The following is a 16756-nucleotide window of genomic DNA, read 5'->3' as shown; positions in this document are numbered from 1 at the left end:
TGTGGTTCAATCCGGATCAATTCCGCAGCCGACTGAATTCCTTTTAGGTATTTCACTCCACATCCGGCAGCCGACACCCGTCTTTTTCTGGTGAAAAGCAGATGAAAGTGGGACAAATAAGCTGAGGGACCTGTCACCATGGCTCCTTCTCAATTAAAAATGGAAGCATGAGAACCGTCCCCTTGCTTCCCGAGAATCGGAATCAAGGAAGAAGGAGTTAGAGATTCTATGAAGAATACTACAATCAAATGCTTTTTTTAAAAAGGGCTTACCCACGTCTTCACATACGGTCATTCAACGTATAAAAAATGAGGAGGAAACGACATGTCCAACAACAATAAAATGCTTTCCAGAGTGGAAGATAACCGGGTACTTGTGCTGGAGAGAGTCTTCGATGCACCGCGTGATCTGGTGTTTAACATGTTCAAAGAACCCGAGCATCTTAAGACTTGGTGGGGACCAAGAGGCTGGGAGCTCCCAGTGTGCAATATGGATTTCCGGCCTGGAGGTGTCTGGCATTACTGTATGAAGTGCGCGGACCGGGGACAGGGACAATTCTACGGGATGGAATCCTGGGGGAAAGGGATGTATAAAGAAATCATCGAACCGGAGAAAATCGTCTACGTGGATGTTTTCTCAGATGCGGAAGGCCATACGAATGAAGACATGCCGGCAACGGATGTGACGATGGAATTCATCGACATGGGAAGTCAGACGAAGCTGATCAGCCGTTCTGAATATTCATCTGAAGAAGCCCTTAAGACCGTGATGGATATGGGGATGGAACAAGGGATCACGGAAACGTGGGATCGCTTGGAAGAATCTCTTCAGTTGCTAAAATAACATGAACGAATGTTAGAGGAGTGGAGAATCAATGATTACTAAAGTCGGTCAAATTATGTTGTATGTGAATAACCAAGATGAGGCAGTGGACTTTTGGACGGAAACAGTAGGATTTACAGTTAAGGCTGAGGAAGATAACGGCCAAGGAATGAGATGGATTGAAGTGGCACCAACGAAGGATGCCGAAACAAGCATCGTTCTGCACAATAAGGAATTCGTGGCGAAGATGTCACCCGGCCTCAATCTGGGCACACCTTCCTTAATGTTTTTCACCCATCAGTTTGATGAATTATATACCGGTTTATCCAATAAAAAGATCAAGGTAGGGGAGATCGTTGAAATGCCCGGGGGAAGGGTATTCAACTTTGCCGATCACGAAGAAAATTATTTTGCGGTGATGGAGAAAAAGTAGGCACGGGGACGGTTCTGTTGCTTCATCTCATCCGAAAAAGGAAGCACGGGAACCGTCCCCGTGCTTCTTTTTATGGCCGCTCCAACACAGCAGCAAGCATCTTATGCACAACCTCATGATCCCGCACATCATGCAGGCGATACTCCTCACCGGGCAGTGAATACCATTCCTCCGCCCCGACGTATGTGATCGATAGCGTAAGTGCACCATCCTCGTCACAAGTCGTCACCAGCTCAAGTTCTCCACTGATCACCCCGACTTCAGACGTCATGACTCCGTGGGTTGCAGTAAAAACAGTTGATTTCTTTTCCATATGTATCCCTCCGTTTTTGTGATAGTTGGAAGCACGGGGACGGTTCTTCTGCTTCCTATTGAGCAAAAAAGGAAGCACGAGAACCGTCCCCGTGCTTCCCTCTCATTCAGTAAATGCAGCTGTTGAGCATGCCTTGAAGGGCGGTTTTTTCTGAAGATTGGAGGCTTAGGCCCCATTTGTATTTCGTGCTGATCCACCATTTCGAGTAACCGCAGGCTGCGGCAGTACGCGGTGGCTGCCATGTGGATGGGTCCTGGTCTCCTTTGGAGCGGTTGGAGCTTGCGCTGACGGCAATCAGTTGTGGACCGCTCAAATCGTTGGCGAAGTCTTCGCGCTTTGCCGTCGTCCAGCTGCTGGCTCCGGAGCGCCATGCTTCCGCAAGAGGAACAACGTGATCGATATCAAGATCGGATGGATCGGTGAATGTGACCCCGTCGTAATAACTGTACCATGAACCGGATGTCACAGGGCAGCTGCCACTGTAGCTATCAGCGTCACGCTGCAAGACGAGCTGGCGTGCATCACATCCGCTCCCCTGGCCGATCCAATGGGGGAACTTATCACGGGAGTAGCCGGTCATAGAACCTTCCGTTTTCACCGTCAACGCGTTCAACTGTGATTGGGCCGTGGACTTGGACGGTGTGCCGGGTGGGAATGCCAGTGCAGAGGGCAGGAATAAAGCGAACGAGAGAAGTAGTGCAACAACAAACAACATGGATTTCTTTAGCATGGGAATGCCTCCTGTATGTATTTTTTTATATCAACATATCATTCCCTGGGAGAATGATATGTTAATAGCAAAACAATGTAGGCAGTGAGAAATGATTTTGACATGAGGACTTGGCATGAGTTGTGTTCGCTTCTACTTAAAATGATAGGGGATGGAATAAGCTTCTAACAAGTTAATATTTTGTAAATCAGGGTCTCATTAGAAAGATGAATCTTTATGCCTGTACCTTCAGAATCATATCTTCATCAGGAGTGAGAGATTTGTGTTACGTAATGACTAGTTGAAGAAATGTGTAGATATAATAGAGGTAATTTGAAATAATTGGATAATGGGAGGGGGGTACAATGAAAAGAATCTGTCTGCCTGTCCTTTTTGTCATTGTATTTGGGTGGATAAGTTATTCCGTGTTGTACAACGGTTTTTCCGGCGTGAAGAGTATGACCATACAAGAATATGATAGAACATTTGACGATGCTGAAAAGGTTACCGACCATGAAGTCATCTCAACCGTCACTGGAATTCTTAATCGATCGAATAAAATATCCAATTTGCATTATAAACTGGCAGTAGAGCCTACATACAAAATTAAATTGGAATATAAAGAGACGGAGGAAATTTTATACCTTCACGAAGGATTCGATATAAATAAAACGTTGATTTCAAGTGATAGCAGTGAACATTATTTTAAGGTCAATCAGAAACAAACGGATACAATCATTCAGCTTTTATCAAAGTGAAAATGGAGGATGAACCTTGATACATATCCAGAAAGCTAACCAGAGCCATGTAAAAGGGATAAAAAAAGTCTGTTCCGATGGGAATTGGGCAACATACCGCGATATATATGCAAAAGAATATATTGAGTGAGTGATAGAAGAATTTTATAACGAAGAACGAATCCTGAAAGAAGTGACCACATCGGACCGGGAGTGGGGTGGCTATTTTGTCGCGATTGAAAACGATGAGGTCATTGGTGCTGGTGGAGGCGGGATGATTAATGATACTGAGGGAGAACTGTATGTCTTATACCTGGATCCTTTGAGGCGCAATGAAGGGATTGGTACCCGATTGCTGGATGCCATCACCCAGCAGCAGAAGGAAGAATTCCATGCTGGGAAGCAGTGGGTGTCTGTACAAAAAGGGAACGAGAAAGGGATTCCTTTCTATGAAGCGAGAGGGTTTGTATATGAAAGCGAGCAGCCTGTTTATGGGAATGAGGAGGGGGAGTATCGGTCGTTGAGGTATGTCCGTTTCATTTGAGGGAGCATGGGGACGGTTCTGCTGCTTCTTCTTTACTCAAAAAAGGAGCACTAGAACCGTCCCCATGCTTACCTGTCTTTCCATGTCAAAAAAAGACAGGCTCCACATAGTGTCATTCTATATAATAAGCCTATAATCGAATGATGATTGAGGGGGAACTGCTATGTGGAAAAGAATCGAATGCCTTGCCATTTATACCGAGAATCTAGAGAAGTCCGTGACATTCTATCAATCGATGGGTCTCACCAAAGCTTGGGAAACCTATCAAGACGAGCAAGAAAAATGGAAATTGGTAGGAATGAGGTTTCCTGGTGGGGATGCAGAGCTGGTTTTAAAGAACAATCCGAATGTAACATTCGCTGAAACAGAGATCATGGTGGAAGATGTGAGGGATTTTTATGAAAGATTCAGAAGTAATCCAGAAATAAAGTGGATTCGCACGCCATTTCCAAATGCTTTAGGAGGGCACGTAGCCGTCATGAAAAGCCCGGAGGACACTATCTTTGTGATCCTTGGAAGCTAATGTCTTACATATAGGGAAGGTTGCCTGACCCCACTTTCGTAGCAGGGAACAAGTAACCAACCCCCTTTTCACTATGACTTACTATTATCTTATTGAAAAAAAGACCCTGTTTACAGGCTATTTCTTAGGGGTTTTAACTGTTTTTCTTAAATTATTAAGGAAATGATGGGTGTTTACATTAAGTCTGAAGGTGGAGAATCGTGGATAACATAAACCTTCATATATTGGACGTTTTACAAGTGAACGGAAGGATATCAATGACTGAATTGGGGGAAGGAAATCTCTATTTCCGTTCCTGCCGTCACAGAGAGAGTAAGGAAGCTGGAAGAGCAGGGAGTCATAGAGGGGTACAAAGCCATCATTAATCCCGAAAAGGTGAACAAACCGGTTAAAGCTTTTGTATTAATGAAAACCCATCGGTGTAAAGCCTTCAGAGCCTTTTGCAAAGAGCATCCACACGTTGTGGAATGTCACAGGCTTACTGGGGAATACAGCTACCTTATGAAGGTGATCACTGAAGATAATCGGTTGTTGGAAGCATTTATTGATGCATCCATGTAGTACGGAAAACCGTATACGATGATGAATCTTTCTTCATCGGTGAGAGGGAAGATTATCTGAACATGAAAAGGCAATGGCTGAATTTTTGGCCATTGCCTTTTCAGAGTATTAGAAGATAGGTTTAAACAATGCTTCCCCATGCTTCACCCCTTAAACGTAAACAATTCCTCAGAACGAACTGCTCGTTCGGTTGATTTCTTCTCTTCTTTTATCTTTTGTTTCAATGGCAGATCACTATCAATCAACGCCTTCTTTAACGTAGAGCTGATGGAATTAATGCTCAGGATCAGGATAGAGAACAGGATCAACGGCACAACCACGAGCATGGGGGTGGAGAACACTTGCTGGATGTTCATGCTGATGGTGGCAGCCCATTCGTTGGTTTCCGAAAAATAGACCGGGTTGCTTGGTTCAAATGGACCGATGGCGAATTCCGCCACTTTCATTCCGCCAAGGGCCATTAAGATGATGCCGAGCTGAATGAGCAGGGATAGGGCTTGTGATACCTGCTCGGAAAACAACACGATCGAGTGTCGAAGAAATTGGGGCAGGAGATGTTTTCGTATGAGATGAAAACGGCTTGCTCCCATGGTCTTCGAGACATCGACAAATTCCTGCTTCATAAAGAGCTTCATTTCTTCCCCCAGATAGATTCCGAGAGACGGGATGGTGATGACTGCGATCCCGGCAAGCTGGATGATGAAGTAGCGGCCGGAGGGAAGTGCTCCTACTTGAAAAGCTCCTTCTATCGGTGCCAGCAGTCCAAACACCACAATCGCAAGGGGAAGGTACTGAAACGATTCTCCCAACCCTTTCAATGGGCGTGTGAATGAACCCGGCAGAAACGTGTAAAGAAGGGCGAATCCAAATCCAAAGATCATCCTGAGGGCAGCAATGACAAGGGCTGCGAAAATCGTGAATTTCGCACCGGCCATCAGGAGTAAGAGGAAGTTCCTGCCCAATCGATCACTGCCGAGAAGCGGCATTTCTTCAGGCGTGAAAGGCGGTGCGGCTATTACCTTATTGTTTTCATCCGATAAATATTGGGTGATTTCCTCATAATCAGGATTCAGAACGGGAATCAGGAAGCTTGCCACAAGCAGACCCACAATGATCAACACGGGGAAAGCCAGTCGTTTGATGAGCGGCTTAGACATGGTATTCTCCCCCTTTCAGCCATTTTTTCAACAGTAAGGAACCGATCGTAAATACGATGTAGAACGGGACGAAGATCAGAAGCATCCCAATGAAAAAGGCAGGCGATGACGATGTGGCCGTTTCGAGCAGGACCGTCATGAAGCCTTTGATATTAAATAAAATCTCAATGACAAGAAGATTCGAAAGCATGAGCAGAAAGATCGGCTTCAAATGCAGGAAGAAGTGAATCCACACATTTCGGAATACATGAAACCAGATCGTATAGCTCTTTTTGAACCCTTTTGAATAGGAGAATTCTACATAAGGTTTATTTTCTTCTTCCTTCAGCTGGAATAAGAATTGTTTTACTAAAAACACCACGGGAAGGAACGAAAGGCAAATGACTGGCAGCGTATAGATCTTTTCCTCCCCGGTCGTATAGATGTCAAATAAGAGGAAGTCCGTTTTTTTGAACAACCAAATGATAAACAGCTGGAATAATACGACGAGGAATACATCCGGGATTCCATCAAGAACGTTGACCACTTTTTCTGAAGCACGGTAAAGCTTTCTTGGCATGAGCATCATCAGGTAACTTGTGATAACCGAAATCAGGATGGCGGCCACAAAAGAGATGAACAGGATGGTGAACGAATAGGGATAGGTGCTGAAAAAAATGTCGAACATCCCGTATTGTTTATTATCGACCCCCCATTGGACCATGATGGAAGAAGGGGAAGTGAGTTCGAGAATCGTCTGCCATAATCGTAACCCATATGCTCCCACATTGATGACGAGCTCTGTATCATAATCTAATAAAGCGCTGATTCCGCTGAGTAAAAACAAACCGATGAACACGATCACAAAATGAACAGGCGTGCGTAATACTTTATTCATAGAAATTCCCCTGCCTTATTCTAGAAAAATTACAATTTTTACTATATAAATGGTACAATAAAGAAATTCAATAGTAAACACTATTCAGAAAATATTGTCGAAGGTGATCTAAAAATGTATCGTAATCTTTTTGTTTTTATACTATTCATTTCATCCTGTCTGTTCCTTTCCGGCTGCAGGGTAGTCTTTGATCCATTCGCCCAAAACGCGGAGCAAAAGGAAATCCAAAAAGAACACCGTCAAAAAGCGGACGTGCAGGAGCAGGAGGAAGTCGTGCAGGAAGAGCCTGAAGAACCTGCGTTCAAGATTGATGCGACTCTAACATTGGATGGGGAGAATATGGTGTTATCAGGGAAAACGGACCTTCCGCCTGATACATATTTAAAGATTAATTTAATTCCATATAAGGGAAATGCAACGGCGGAAGAAATTAAGGAAAAAACCGCTGGGACTCTGAATGAAGTGCCTGCGAACACGGTGGGGATCGGACCTTCGGTTGAAGAAGACGGATCGCTCAAGGAGAAAACATACTACAGACCTGATTTATCGACCCGCTACCGATTTGAATTGACCTTTGAGCCAGAAGGACAAGAGGAAAAGATCAAGCAGCAATTGATCGAACAAGCGGGCAGTCTGGATGAACTGGCCGGACTCCAGGTGATAAAGGAAGCCGATCCCGATGCCTCCATGGTACATGGGGATGACCCGGTAAAGGGATACATCCAAACCGTCAACATCATGAAAGCCGATGAAAAGAATGGGGACGGAGTGACGTTGGAGTTTGAGTGAGCATGGGGACGGTTCTCGTGCTTCCAAATATAAAAGGAATGCTATCACTCTCAGCATTCCTTTTTTGTTTGTCCGGTTTCTGTATCATGGCATACGCAACATATCCGATCATTCCGATGAATACACCGTTTCCGCCGAAAATATAGATCATCGTAAATATCTTACCGAATGTGGTTTGAGGTTCAAAAGAAAGAGGGCAGATGAACTCTAATACTTCGAGCCGGTGAAACATGTTCTTGAAAATAAGCCACGGGACCCGTCCCCATGGCTTACCTCCGGCTGAAAAGCGAAGCACAAGAACCGTCCCCCCGCTTCCCTCACACCTCCGGCCGCACCCACAGTTTCGAAAAGTCTACATAGCCGAAATGCTTGATTTCGATATTCATAATGTCGGTGGAAAAAGGGATGTAGCGTTTCTCATAATAAAGTGGGATCATGATCGACTCTTTCATCAGCTTATTCTCCAGCTTCATATTCAACTCGGTCCAGTCCGCAAATGGTGTGTGACGAAATTCCTCTAAATGCGCTTTCCACTCTTCTTTTTCAAAAAGGGAATAGAGAGGTGAATATCCGTTTTTCAAAAAATGATAGAACGAGAAAGCCTGGTTGGATTCGAAAATCTCCCCATGAACGAACAGGTCTACATGCAAGGTCTCCGGCTGCCTCGTCAGTGTATCTGCGAAGGAGAACCACTGAAGTTCGACGGGAATACCTTCTTTTTCAAACATCTCCACGAGCCATTCGGTTGTTTTCGCTGTATGGTTGGCACAGCGGATCACGATCGGTTCGGTGAACAGGGGACGTTCAATCTCATTAATAACCATAGCCTGATCCTGGCCGATAAGGACGCTCTTCCCATTCGGTGTAAGACGTGGATCGAGGTCACGAAGACTGTGGCGGTTCTTCGCGATTACCCAGTGCAGATAATCACGTACGTTTTTTCTCTGAATCTGTGAATCCCGTCCAGGGACGGCGTTGATGACAACAATCCCGAATCCCGAGTCACTCTCGACTTCAACGGAAGACGATTGATTTTCCTCAATATGAGAATGGTAGATTCCTTTGAAGTCTTTCGGGACCTGGACGAATTCGACGGCATCTAATAGAGGTCTTTCCTGGAAGTGTTCTTTAAAAGCAACAAGAGTCGTCTTGGAATCGGTGTTTTCTTCAAGTGCAAAGCATCCTGTCCCGAAGGTCCGTCCCTTATTTTCTTTATAGATGCTCGCGCACATCATGGTGAGCATGGGGAGGATGTAGCTGCAGCCTCCAGGGTGGTGGATGTCGATGATGAGTGGTGCCTTGACTTCGATTCTTTCGATTGGTTCCCATAGTTCGTGATAATGATGGCAGGTCCTGAGTTGTTCGAGACAGTGGACGACATCTTTGGCGGTGAGGATGGAGCCGTCGTGGAACCGGACATCCTTTTTTAAATAAAGTCGCAGTCTACTAGAGGAAGCATCCCAGCTGTGTGCAAGTTCCGGGAGGATATCCCCTTTATCCGTGATGGAGACGAGGCGGTTAAAGACGTTCGCCACCAAATGGGCGCTCATGACGTCCGCCGCCTCCAACGGGTGGATCGAGAAAAAGGGATACCGCTTCGGCACGATCAGCTTATCCTTGGATTCCTTCACGAACCCGAGCTTACTGTGAAAATGATTCATCAGCCTCATCTTGCTGTCAGTGGACCAGTTGTACATGAGATACTTGCTGCTCTCATCAATCGGTTCTTTATCCATCAGCTTCACGACTTCTTCTTCAAACTCTTCCTCTACATCTTTCTTCCACTGGAGGGTCGAGACATTCCCACGTCCGCGGCCGGGGGTGAAGGCGATCCAGCCTTCTTCATTCCATTTTTTCAAATAGCGGGTTGTCTGTTTATGGCTTAATTGAAGGGTCTCAGAGATCTCCTCCACGCGGATGCTGCCGGAGGGATAGTACCTCCAAAGGGTAAGTAATTTGTTCTCCATAATGGTTCTCCTCCTAAAAGGGGACATCAATTTGAAAAGTGTCTATTTTTATAATGTTCCGTCTAGTTTACTATACAGTAAATAGAGGAGGGGGAACAACATGAAGTGGAAGGAATTACCTCAAAATATAAAAGTACGGATGATCACGTCATTCTTTAATCGTGCTGTTTCATCCGCCGTCATGCCATTCATGGCACTGTTCTTTGCACAGGAACTGAATAAAATCTGGGCAGGGATCTTCCTCATCGCCACCGTGGTGATCGGATTTTGTGTCAATCTGGTCGGGGGATATATTTCCGACCGCTTTCCACGGAAAAAGGTTCTGCTGACGACGTCGTGGTTAAACGCGTTGTTCTTTTTCATTATGACGGCCAGTCTTTTTCCGGAAGATAATTTGATCCTGCTGTTCGCAGGTGCGTATATTGGATTTATTATCACAAGCAGCCTTGGCCGTCCGGCGATGCATGCGATCATCATCGACTCGACGACGCCGGAGAACCGGAAAGCGGTGTATGCTCTGGATTACTGGCTCGTCAATCTGTCCATGGCGATCGGTGCGGCACTCGGTGGACTGCTGTACTTGAATCACCAAACCGAATTGTTCATGATGCTGACCTTCACGTCGACGACGATTCCCGTTGCGTATGGCATCTGGCTTCAGGACAATTTCAAGGACCAGCTTCAGAAAAAGCACGAGAATGTGTTCATCGATCTCGTCAACAATTACCGGATTGCCTTCAGGGATTCGGCATTCGTAAAAGTGGTGGCCGGTTCCACCTTCATCTTCGCGGCGGAATTTTCCCTGAACAGCTATATCGGAATCCGCCTGGCAGAAACATTCAAGGCAGTGAACATCGGAAGTTTTGAAATTGTCGGGGTGAGAATGCTCAGTATCCTGAACATCGAGAACATGATGCTCGTCGTATGCCTCACGTTCATCATTAACCGCTACACCGATCGCCTGAACAAGAAGAACGCTCTCCTGATCGGGCTCATCCTGTACGGCATCGGCTATGTGACTGTCACATCCGCCAACACATGGTACGTCCTGATCGCTTTCAACCTGATTGCGACAATGGGGGAGCTGATCTACTCCCCGATCCGCAACGCAGAACAGGCGAACATGATCCCAAGCGACAAACGTGGCTCTTACTCCGCTTTCTCCAACCTGTCCTTCAGCGGAGCGGACCTCGTGGCACGATCCACCATCATCATCGGAGCCTTCCTGATGCCGACCATGATGAGTGTCTATATCGGCTTCATCGTCATGCTGGGTACCGTTCTGGTTTACACGGGACTATTTGGCGGAAGCTGGGTGAAAGCGAAAGTATTGGGTGTAAGTGAAGGGAAGTAAGAGGGACGGACCTCCAAATCTTGAAATCGTTCCATCCAAAGCGAGGGGTGGAAGGTCCGTCCCTCAGTCTAAAAAAGGAAAAGGAGAGGAAGATTCATGATCTACCGCAGAAAAATGTACCGGGTTTCCCCGCGTATTATAGACGATTTCAACCTGCATTTTAACAAAACGCTGTTACCGACCCAGCTGAAATACGGTTCCAGATTGGTGGGAAGATGGATGACGCAACATGCCGATGAAGTCGAAGTGTTTGCGATATGGGAATATGATAGCTATGAAGAGTATGAGAGAATCGAAGCCAACGTCAGAGGTGACGAAGCACACGTGAAACGGGTGCAGGATTGGTTCGGAAAATGGGGAGGAAGAGAAAACCTGAAAGAACACTTTTATCACATCGATCAGGATTTTATTGATTCTACTGTGACGTGAGGAAATGGGGGCAGGCTTTGTGGCTGCCCCCCTTCTAAAACTCAATTTCCAGCAACTGCTTCAAGTCATCAAGCAGTTCTTCATGCCGTTCAACTGACATCCTTGGTTCTTGAGGGGAATTAAATTCACTATAGGAAAAAAAGAATGTCCCATCTTCCAACACATTAAATGCGAATGGTGCTGCTTTACCCAATTCTGTTTCATTACTTTCAGAAAAGACGAACATATACGTGTTGGATGACCTCATTTTATCCATCATTTGTTCCGAACGGATTTTTTTTACTTTAAGACCTTCTATCTTCCTCAATACCTCTTTGATTTGATCTTGATCAAGTACATCCTTGGTCAACTCTTCGGTGGAAGTATTGTTTTCGATTTTTTGAATGAATAGGGCAGTTGCTTTTTCTTTATGATCAATTGTAGCCACTCGCTCACTATCAGAACAGCCAGTTAGTCCAGATAGAAGGAAGACGAGACTTGCCAGTAGGCTTTTCACTATAATCGTAACCTCATTTCTTATTCCGTTTCCTTTTCCTTATTTCACCTTCAGGAGTGGACTTTGTATAGACTCACCTTACTCCCATTTCTTCGCCATAATGATAAAACGGTAGGTCTGCCCCCTGATATCGTTCTTGAATTCATCTCTCTTCCAGAATCCCTCTTTCTCATACACCCGGATCGCCCGTTCATTAAAATCCGCAACGGCCAATTCCAAGTGAGTGAACTTCAGCCGTTCACGTCCCTGTTCGATGATCGCTTTCACAAAGGCTGAACCGTTTCCCTTACCTGTCATGGCAGGGTTCATCTGAACGCCGAGGACCAGTATGTTTTTCCCGTCTTCTTCTACATCATAAAACTCACAATTTCCTACAAGATTTTCATTCTCATCCACGACTGAAAAGGCTCGTTCCAAATGGACGCTTTCTTTCAAGCCGTCGATTTTTTCTTTTTGGCTATTGTTATCATAAAACGAATAGATTCCGTCATACGTCCACGTTATGAATTCGTTGATGTCTTCCTGGTTTCTTCTTCTGATTGTCAGTTCCATGGTTTTCCCCCTTAGGATTCCTGCTTCTCGAGCCATGCTTTCATTTTTTCGCTAGTCCCATAGATTTCATGGACTTCAAACTGCTTTTCTGTGCCGTAGTAGGAGGTGGTGTTCTTTTGGACGATATACTGAGGAATCACGTCATCGATCTGCTGTGTCACCTGTTTATCTCCATCCGTCAGATTCATCTCTTTTCCATTACAGGCAGAAAGGAAGATTGCGATTGTGAGAAATAGAAATATTCGTACCTTTGTCAAAATGGTCATGGCTCCTTATATAAGATTTGATTTAATATTACCATATAATTCCTTGTTATTTCTTAAGAAACCTTAAGAAATACTACCCCTGATTCTTAAGATTTCACGACTATTCTACTTATAGAGCATCATAATAAGGAGTGAATGGCATATGAAATCTACCACGTTTTTTCTTCAATATCTGTTATTTCCCAGAAAGACTGGGGCTGTGCTGCCGAGTTCTGACTATCTGGCTGAGAAGATGGTGGAATCCGTCGATTTCCAAACCGCCCGATGTATCGTGGAGTATGGGGCAGGTACGGGTGTGTTTACAGATAAAATCCTGAAGTACAGGAAGCCGGATACCGTCATCCTTGTATTCGAGAGTAATCAAGCGTTTTATGACTTGTTAAAAGAAAAGTATCAAAAAGAGCCGAATCTACTTATCCTGAACGATACGGCAGAGAAGGTCGATCACTACTTGAAAACCTATGGGATCCAGTCTATCGACTATGTCATCTCCGGATTGCCTTTTGCCAGTTTGCCCAAGCCTGTTTCGAATGCTATCTTAAATAAAACAAGGAAATGGTTGAAAGCAGAAGGGCTCTTTATTACGTTTCAGTACAGCCTTCTGAAAAGGACGCTGTTTGATCAATATTTCGGGTACATGGACGTGAAGCTTGAATACCGGAACGTTCCGCCTGCTTATGTGTTATGCTGCCGAAAATAAAGGTGAGGGGATAAAGATGAACACAAAAATCTTAGTTGTGGATGATGATCCAGACATCCGAAATCTGATCTCTGTCTATTTAGAGAACGAAGGGATCAAAACCGTTCAGGCTGAATATGCGGTGGATGCCTTGAAATTACTTTCTACAGAGGATGTGGACCTGGTCATTCTCGATGTGATGATGCCGCAAATGAGTGGCATAGAAGCCTGCATGAAGATCAGGGAAGAGCGTCATATGCCGATCATTATGCTGTCGGCAAAATCAGAGGATATGGACAAGATCCAGGGGCTCGCTTCCGGTGCGGATGATTATTTGACGAAACCTTTTAACCCCCTTGAGCTCACCGCACGCGTGAAGTCCCAGCTCAGGCGCTACAGAAGATACAATGGTGGTGCGGAACGAAATCAAAGCACGATGGAGATTGGGAATCTGACTGTAGACACGGGGACACGTCAAGTGTTCGCAGGGGAGAAAGAGATAAGACTAACCCCGAAAGAATTCGCGATTTTGGAGCTCCTTGCGAGGAACAGGGGCAAGGTGTTGAGTGTCAGTCAAATCTACGAAGGCGTCTGGAAGGAAGCGTTCTTCAAATCGGATAACACGGTCATGGTCCACATCACCAATATCCGTGAGAAGATAGAGGAAGACCCAAAACGTCCGGTGTATATCAAAACCGTGTGGGGAGTGGGCTATAAACTATGAAGAAAACGGGTGTCCGGTTGAAGAATTCGTTATTCGTCAAGCTGCTTGCGGCAGTGGGGATCAGTTTTCTGTTAGCTTATGGGGTGCTGGTCCTTATTTCCATGGGTCTTTTTCATTTTTATAATCAAAACTATTTAACGGAATTCAGTGTGGCAGGCTACAACTTTGCCTTGATTCTTGTGGTTGTCATATTTGTCATGACATTCTTATTACTCGTGCGGAAAAGAATGATCTACCTGAAACAGATTACAGATTCTGTCCATGAGATGGCCAATGGGAAGCTGGGACTCACCATTGATATACAAGGGCGTGATGAATTAAGTAAACTTGCTCAGAATATCAATTATCTGTCAACGGAGCTTGAAAGCAAGTTTGAGTATGAACGTCAGTTGGAGCTGTCGAAGAATGAACTGATCACGAATGTTTCTCACGATTTGCGTTCGCCTTTGACGTCCATCATCGGTTATTTGGATCTATTGAGAAAGGGGAACTATTCGGATGATCAGCTTATAGACTATCTTGACACGTCGTACGGTAAATCCAAGCGTCTCGAATCCCTTATTAATGAACTCTTCGAATACACCCACTTATCAAGTCCGGACGTTCAGTTGGATGTTCAGGAAACGGAGTTAACCGGCCTGCTTGAGCAGTTCATTGGAGAGTCCATTCCCATGTTTGAAAAAGAACGGTTAACCGTCGTAACGTCCATTCCATCTAAAGAAATACCAGTCAGAATGGATGTTGAAAAAATGGTGCGTGTGTATGAGAATCTGCTGATGAACGCCCTGAAATACAGCTTGAGACCTTCTGACATCCATATTTCATTGAAAGCGGAGGATTCACTGGCCATCTTGAAGATTTCAAACCGGACAGAATTTCCTCCAGAGACCGATCCGGAAGCGTGGTTTGAACGATTTTATACGGGGGACAAGGCAAGAAGGAATCACCGGGGCACTGGCCTTGGCCTTGCAATCTCAAAGAGGATTGTGGAATTACACGGCGGGCACATCCGTGCAGAATATAAGGGAGGATGGATCACATTCAGCGTGGAACATCCGGTAACATAACGGCTTGTGGATTGGATTCCATAAGCCGTTTTTTTTGCTCGATGAATTCTTGTTTTTTCCTTTTTTTACAATTAAATCTATGGTATCTTCCAATAGAGTGCCTGGAAAAGGGGAGAGGATGAATGAAGATTGTATCATTGGGGGAATTACCGAAACAGCTGATCACCGATTTTTTTCACCGTCATTGGGGAAGCACGAAGATGGTCATTTCAAGTGGAGTTTATGAGTGTGACACGTTAGACGGCTTTGCTGTTTTAAATGAAACCAGCGAAATTACAGGTTTGATTACATATATGTTGAAGGGCACAGAATGCGAGATTATCTCACTTGATAGTTTGGAAGAAAAGAAGGGGATCGGCACCACTTTAATGAAAGAAGTAGAAAAGGTGGCAGCCGAGAACGGGTGCACACGCATCACGTTAATTACGACGAATGATAATTTGCTTGCGCTGAAGTTTTATCAAAAGAGGGGCTTTAGGATATCGATCATCCACCGGGATGCCGTGGAGAAAGCAAGGCGTATAAAGCCGGAGATTCCGTTGATCGGGAATGACGGGATACCAATCAGGGATGAGATTGAATTGGAGAAGGGAATGACGGGGAATGGAAAATAGTGATTGGCCGAAATGGGCTGTGGAGTCGATAGAGGTCGTGCCTCCAAATCCGAAATGGATCGAGGCGGGAAGAGCGGAGGTGAAGGAACTCATGCAGCATTTGAGTCCCTTTGGAGTCGAGGAAGTCGAGCATGTTGGAAGCACTTCGATCTGCGATCTTCCTGCAAAGCCGATCCTTGATGTGATGGCAAAGATTCCGTCCTATGCTGAAGTGGACGAGATCGCGGGAAAATTTGCGGGGGATCAATGGCATTATGTCCCGACGGAGCTTGACAATCGGCCGTGGAGAAGGTTTTTCATAAAGGTGGAGAATGATAAGAGAGTTGCCCATCTGCATCTCATGTTGGAAGGGGAACCGCGGTGGGAACAGCAGAGGATATTCAGGGACCGGTTGAACGGGGACCCTTCTTTGAGGGAAGAATACGCAGAACTGAAAAAAAGTCTGGCAAACCAATTTCCTGACGACCGGGAAGCGTATTCGGAAGGGAAAGCAACATTTATAGAAAGAGTACTGGGGGAAGGGAAATGAAGAAACGTATACTGATAATCATGATACTCGCGATAGGATTTCTTTTAATGGCCTGCAGCGCTGGAAAACAACAGGTGGTGGAACAGGCACAGCCTGACCAGGAAAGCGAAAGCGGGGATGTTGCATCAGGAGAGACGGAAGAAGAAGTCGATTCGGTGGATTTGGCAGAGGCAACTTCTCAAGATCAAGGTCAAGAAGAATCGGGCGCCACGGAGGATCCACTTGCTGCCTATCCTTCAGAAAAAATCGAGTATGCCCGTGTCTGGCTCCAGGTCATCGGGAATGGAGACGTTGAAGAATTGAACGTCAAACATATTTCAGCCGGTGAGCAGCTGAATCCTTATGATGACAAGAGCGTCGCGTATCCGGAAGACGTCATCGTATTAAGCGGCAAAGCGATGGTAGATGGATTTGTTACCTATAGTGGCAATGGGGACGGCACCATCAATGTGTATGATGTTCCATCTCACTGGCCGACGAGTGAACAGATAGAGGAGTCGATGGAAGAGTATACGAAGGGGATTGTGGAAGGTACGGAGAAGGTATCGGTTGATACGGGGGATGAGGAAGAGGTTGTGGAGTTGATTGGGAAGATTAGTGGATAGGGGGATCAT

The 16756-nt window shown here is 45.4% G+C and carries 22 protein-coding genes and 2 pseudogenes; 15 read left to right on the top strand and 9 right to left on the bottom strand.

Annotated features, from left to right (window positions below; all coding sequences use genetic code 11):
• Positions 1–324 precede the first annotated feature (324 nt).
• Positions 325–843 (top strand): SRPBCC domain-containing protein, encoded by a 519-nt coding sequence (locus NQ095_RS06745; protein WP_258262710.1) that lies wholly within the window; start codon positions 325–327, stop codon positions 841–843.
• Positions 844–874: 31 nt separating this feature from the next.
• Entirely contained in the window at positions 875–1255 is a 381-nt protein-coding gene (locus NQ095_RS06740; RefSeq protein ID WP_258262709.1) for a VOC family protein, read from the top strand.
• Positions 1256–1325: 70 nt separating this feature from the next.
• Here the strand turns inward: NQ095_RS06740 and NQ095_RS06735 are convergent, their stop codons facing one another.
• A complete protein-coding gene (locus NQ095_RS06735) occupies positions 1326–1568 on the bottom strand; it encodes a hypothetical protein (RefSeq protein WP_258262708.1) in 243 nt (80 codons plus the stop codon).
• Between the two features lie 106 nt (positions 1569–1674).
• A complete protein-coding gene (locus tag NQ095_RS06730) occupies positions 1675–2298 on the bottom strand; it encodes an HNH endonuclease family protein (RefSeq protein ID WP_258262707.1) in 624 nt (207 codons plus the stop codon).
• Positions 2299–2642: 344 nt separating this feature from the next.
• Here NQ095_RS06730 and NQ095_RS06725 point away from each other — a divergent pair, with 344 nt between their 5' ends.
• The 4 genes and pseudogenes from NQ095_RS06725 to NQ095_RS06710 all read left to right on the top strand — a co-directional run bounded on the left by NQ095_RS06725 (position 2643) and on the right by NQ095_RS06710 (position 4642).
• Entirely contained in the window at positions 2643–3035 is a 393-nt protein-coding gene (locus NQ095_RS06725) for a hypothetical protein (RefSeq protein WP_258262706.1), read from the top strand.
• A 16-nt stretch (positions 3036–3051) separates the two neighbouring features.
• Positions 3052–3558 (top strand): annotated as a pseudogene (locus NQ095_RS06720) (GNAT family N-acetyltransferase).
• Between the two features lie 163 nt (positions 3559–3721).
• Positions 3722–4081: a VOC family protein gene (locus NQ095_RS06715; RefSeq protein WP_258262705.1), complete on the top strand. Its 360-nt coding sequence runs from the start codon at positions 3722–3724 to the stop codon at positions 4079–4081.
• Positions 4082–4281: 200 nt separating this feature from the next.
• A pseudogene (locus NQ095_RS06710) lies at positions 4282–4642 on the top strand (Lrp/AsnC family transcriptional regulator).
• A gap of 143 nt (positions 4643–4785) precedes the next feature.
• Here NQ095_RS06710 and NQ095_RS06705 read toward each other — a convergent pair.
• On the bottom strand, positions 4786–5799 hold the full coding sequence (locus tag NQ095_RS06705; RefSeq protein ID WP_258262704.1) for a hypothetical protein: 1014 nt from the start codon (positions 5797–5799) through the stop codon (positions 4786–4788).
• Positions 5792–6676, bottom strand: coding sequence for an ABC transporter permease subunit (locus tag NQ095_RS06700; protein ID WP_258262703.1), 885 nt, complete (start codon positions 6674–6676; stop codon positions 5792–5794). The genes NQ095_RS06705 and NQ095_RS06700 overlap by 8 nt, the downstream gene beginning before the upstream one ends.
• Positions 6677–6790: 114 nt before the next feature.
• Between NQ095_RS06700 and NQ095_RS06695 the strand changes: the two genes are divergently transcribed.
• Positions 6791–7465, top strand: a complete 675-nt coding sequence (locus NQ095_RS06695) for a hypothetical protein (protein WP_258262702.1) — start codon at positions 6791–6793, stop codon at positions 7463–7465.
• On the opposite strand, the gene NQ095_RS06690 is transcribed toward NQ095_RS06695, so the two are convergent.
• Together NQ095_RS06690 and NQ095_RS06685 are read right to left on the bottom strand one after the other, a co-directional pair.
• Positions 7413–7760 carry a hypothetical protein gene (locus NQ095_RS06690; protein ID WP_258262701.1) on the bottom strand — a complete coding sequence of 116 codons (348 nt, stop codon included), beginning with the start codon at positions 7758–7760 and terminating at the stop codon, positions 7413–7415. The two genes, NQ095_RS06695 and NQ095_RS06690, sit on opposite strands and share 53 nt — an antisense overlap.
• Before the next feature lie 22 nt (positions 7761–7782).
• On the bottom strand, positions 7783–9432 hold the full coding sequence (locus NQ095_RS06685; protein WP_258262700.1) for an ABC transporter substrate-binding protein: 1650 nt from the start codon (positions 9430–9432) through the stop codon (positions 7783–7785).
• A gap of 100 nt (positions 9433–9532) precedes the next feature.
• On the opposite strand from NQ095_RS06685, the gene NQ095_RS06680 reads away from it, so the two are divergent.
• Positions 9533–10786 (top strand): MDR family MFS transporter, encoded by a 1254-nt coding sequence (locus NQ095_RS06680; protein WP_258262699.1) that lies wholly within the window; start codon positions 9533–9535, stop codon positions 10784–10786.
• Between the two features lie 96 nt (positions 10787–10882).
• Positions 10883–11215: an NIPSNAP family protein gene (locus NQ095_RS06675; protein ID WP_258262698.1), complete on the top strand. Its 333-nt coding sequence runs from the start codon at positions 10883–10885 to the stop codon at positions 11213–11215.
• A 34-nt stretch (positions 11216–11249) separates the two neighbouring features.
• Here the strand turns inward: NQ095_RS06675 and NQ095_RS06670 are convergent, their stop codons facing one another.
• The 3 genes from NQ095_RS06670 to NQ095_RS06660 all read right to left on the bottom strand — a co-directional run bounded on the left by NQ095_RS06670 (position 11250) and on the right by NQ095_RS06660 (position 12520).
• Positions 11250–11711 carry a hypothetical protein gene (locus NQ095_RS06670; RefSeq protein ID WP_258262697.1) on the bottom strand — a complete coding sequence of 154 codons (462 nt, stop codon included), beginning with the start codon at positions 11709–11711 and terminating at the stop codon, positions 11250–11252.
• Between the two features lie 78 nt (positions 11712–11789).
• Positions 11790–12263, bottom strand: coding sequence for a GNAT family N-acetyltransferase (locus tag NQ095_RS06665; RefSeq protein WP_258262696.1), 474 nt, complete (start codon positions 12261–12263; stop codon positions 11790–11792).
• 11 nt (positions 12264–12274) lie between these two features.
• Positions 12275–12520: a hypothetical protein gene (locus NQ095_RS06660; protein ID WP_258262695.1), complete on the bottom strand. Its 246-nt coding sequence runs from the start codon at positions 12518–12520 to the stop codon at positions 12275–12277.
• A 151-nt stretch (positions 12521–12671) separates the two neighbouring features.
• On the opposite strand from NQ095_RS06660, the gene NQ095_RS06655 reads away from it, so the two are divergent.
• From NQ095_RS06655 to NQ095_RS06630, 6 genes are all read left to right on the top strand, one after another.
• On the top strand, positions 12672–13229 hold the full coding sequence (locus NQ095_RS06655; RefSeq protein ID WP_258262694.1) for a class I SAM-dependent methyltransferase: 558 nt from the start codon (positions 12672–12674) through the stop codon (positions 13227–13229).
• A 16-nt stretch (positions 13230–13245) separates the two neighbouring features.
• Entirely contained in the window at positions 13246–13932 is a 687-nt protein-coding gene (locus tag NQ095_RS06650) for a response regulator transcription factor (RefSeq protein ID WP_258262693.1), read from the top strand.
• Positions 13929–14999 carry a HAMP domain-containing sensor histidine kinase gene (locus NQ095_RS06645; RefSeq protein WP_258262692.1) on the top strand — a complete coding sequence of 357 codons (1071 nt, stop codon included), beginning with the start codon at positions 13929–13931 and terminating at the stop codon, positions 14997–14999. Before NQ095_RS06650 ends, NQ095_RS06645 begins: the two co-directional genes overlap by 4 nt.
• A gap of 122 nt (positions 15000–15121) precedes the next feature.
• A complete protein-coding gene (locus tag NQ095_RS06640; RefSeq protein ID WP_258262691.1) occupies positions 15122–15613 on the top strand; it encodes a GNAT family N-acetyltransferase in 492 nt (163 codons plus the stop codon).
• The gene (locus NQ095_RS06635) at positions 15603–16142 is read left to right on the top strand and encodes a GrpB family protein (protein WP_258262690.1); all 540 of its coding nucleotides are present in this window, start codon (positions 15603–15605) and stop codon (positions 16140–16142) included. The genes NQ095_RS06640 and NQ095_RS06635 overlap by 11 nt, the downstream gene beginning before the upstream one ends.
• Positions 16139–16747, top strand: coding sequence for a hypothetical protein (locus tag NQ095_RS06630; RefSeq protein WP_258262689.1), 609 nt, complete (start codon positions 16139–16141; stop codon positions 16745–16747). Before NQ095_RS06635 ends, NQ095_RS06630 begins: the two co-directional genes overlap by 4 nt.
• Positions 16748–16756 lie beyond the last annotated feature (9 nt).

The organism is Rossellomorea sp. SC111, from assembly GCF_024733565.1.
Classification (GTDB): Bacteria; Bacillota; Bacilli; order Bacillales; family Bacillaceae_B; genus Rossellomorea.
This window is presented reverse-complemented; position numbering and strand designations above follow the sequence as displayed.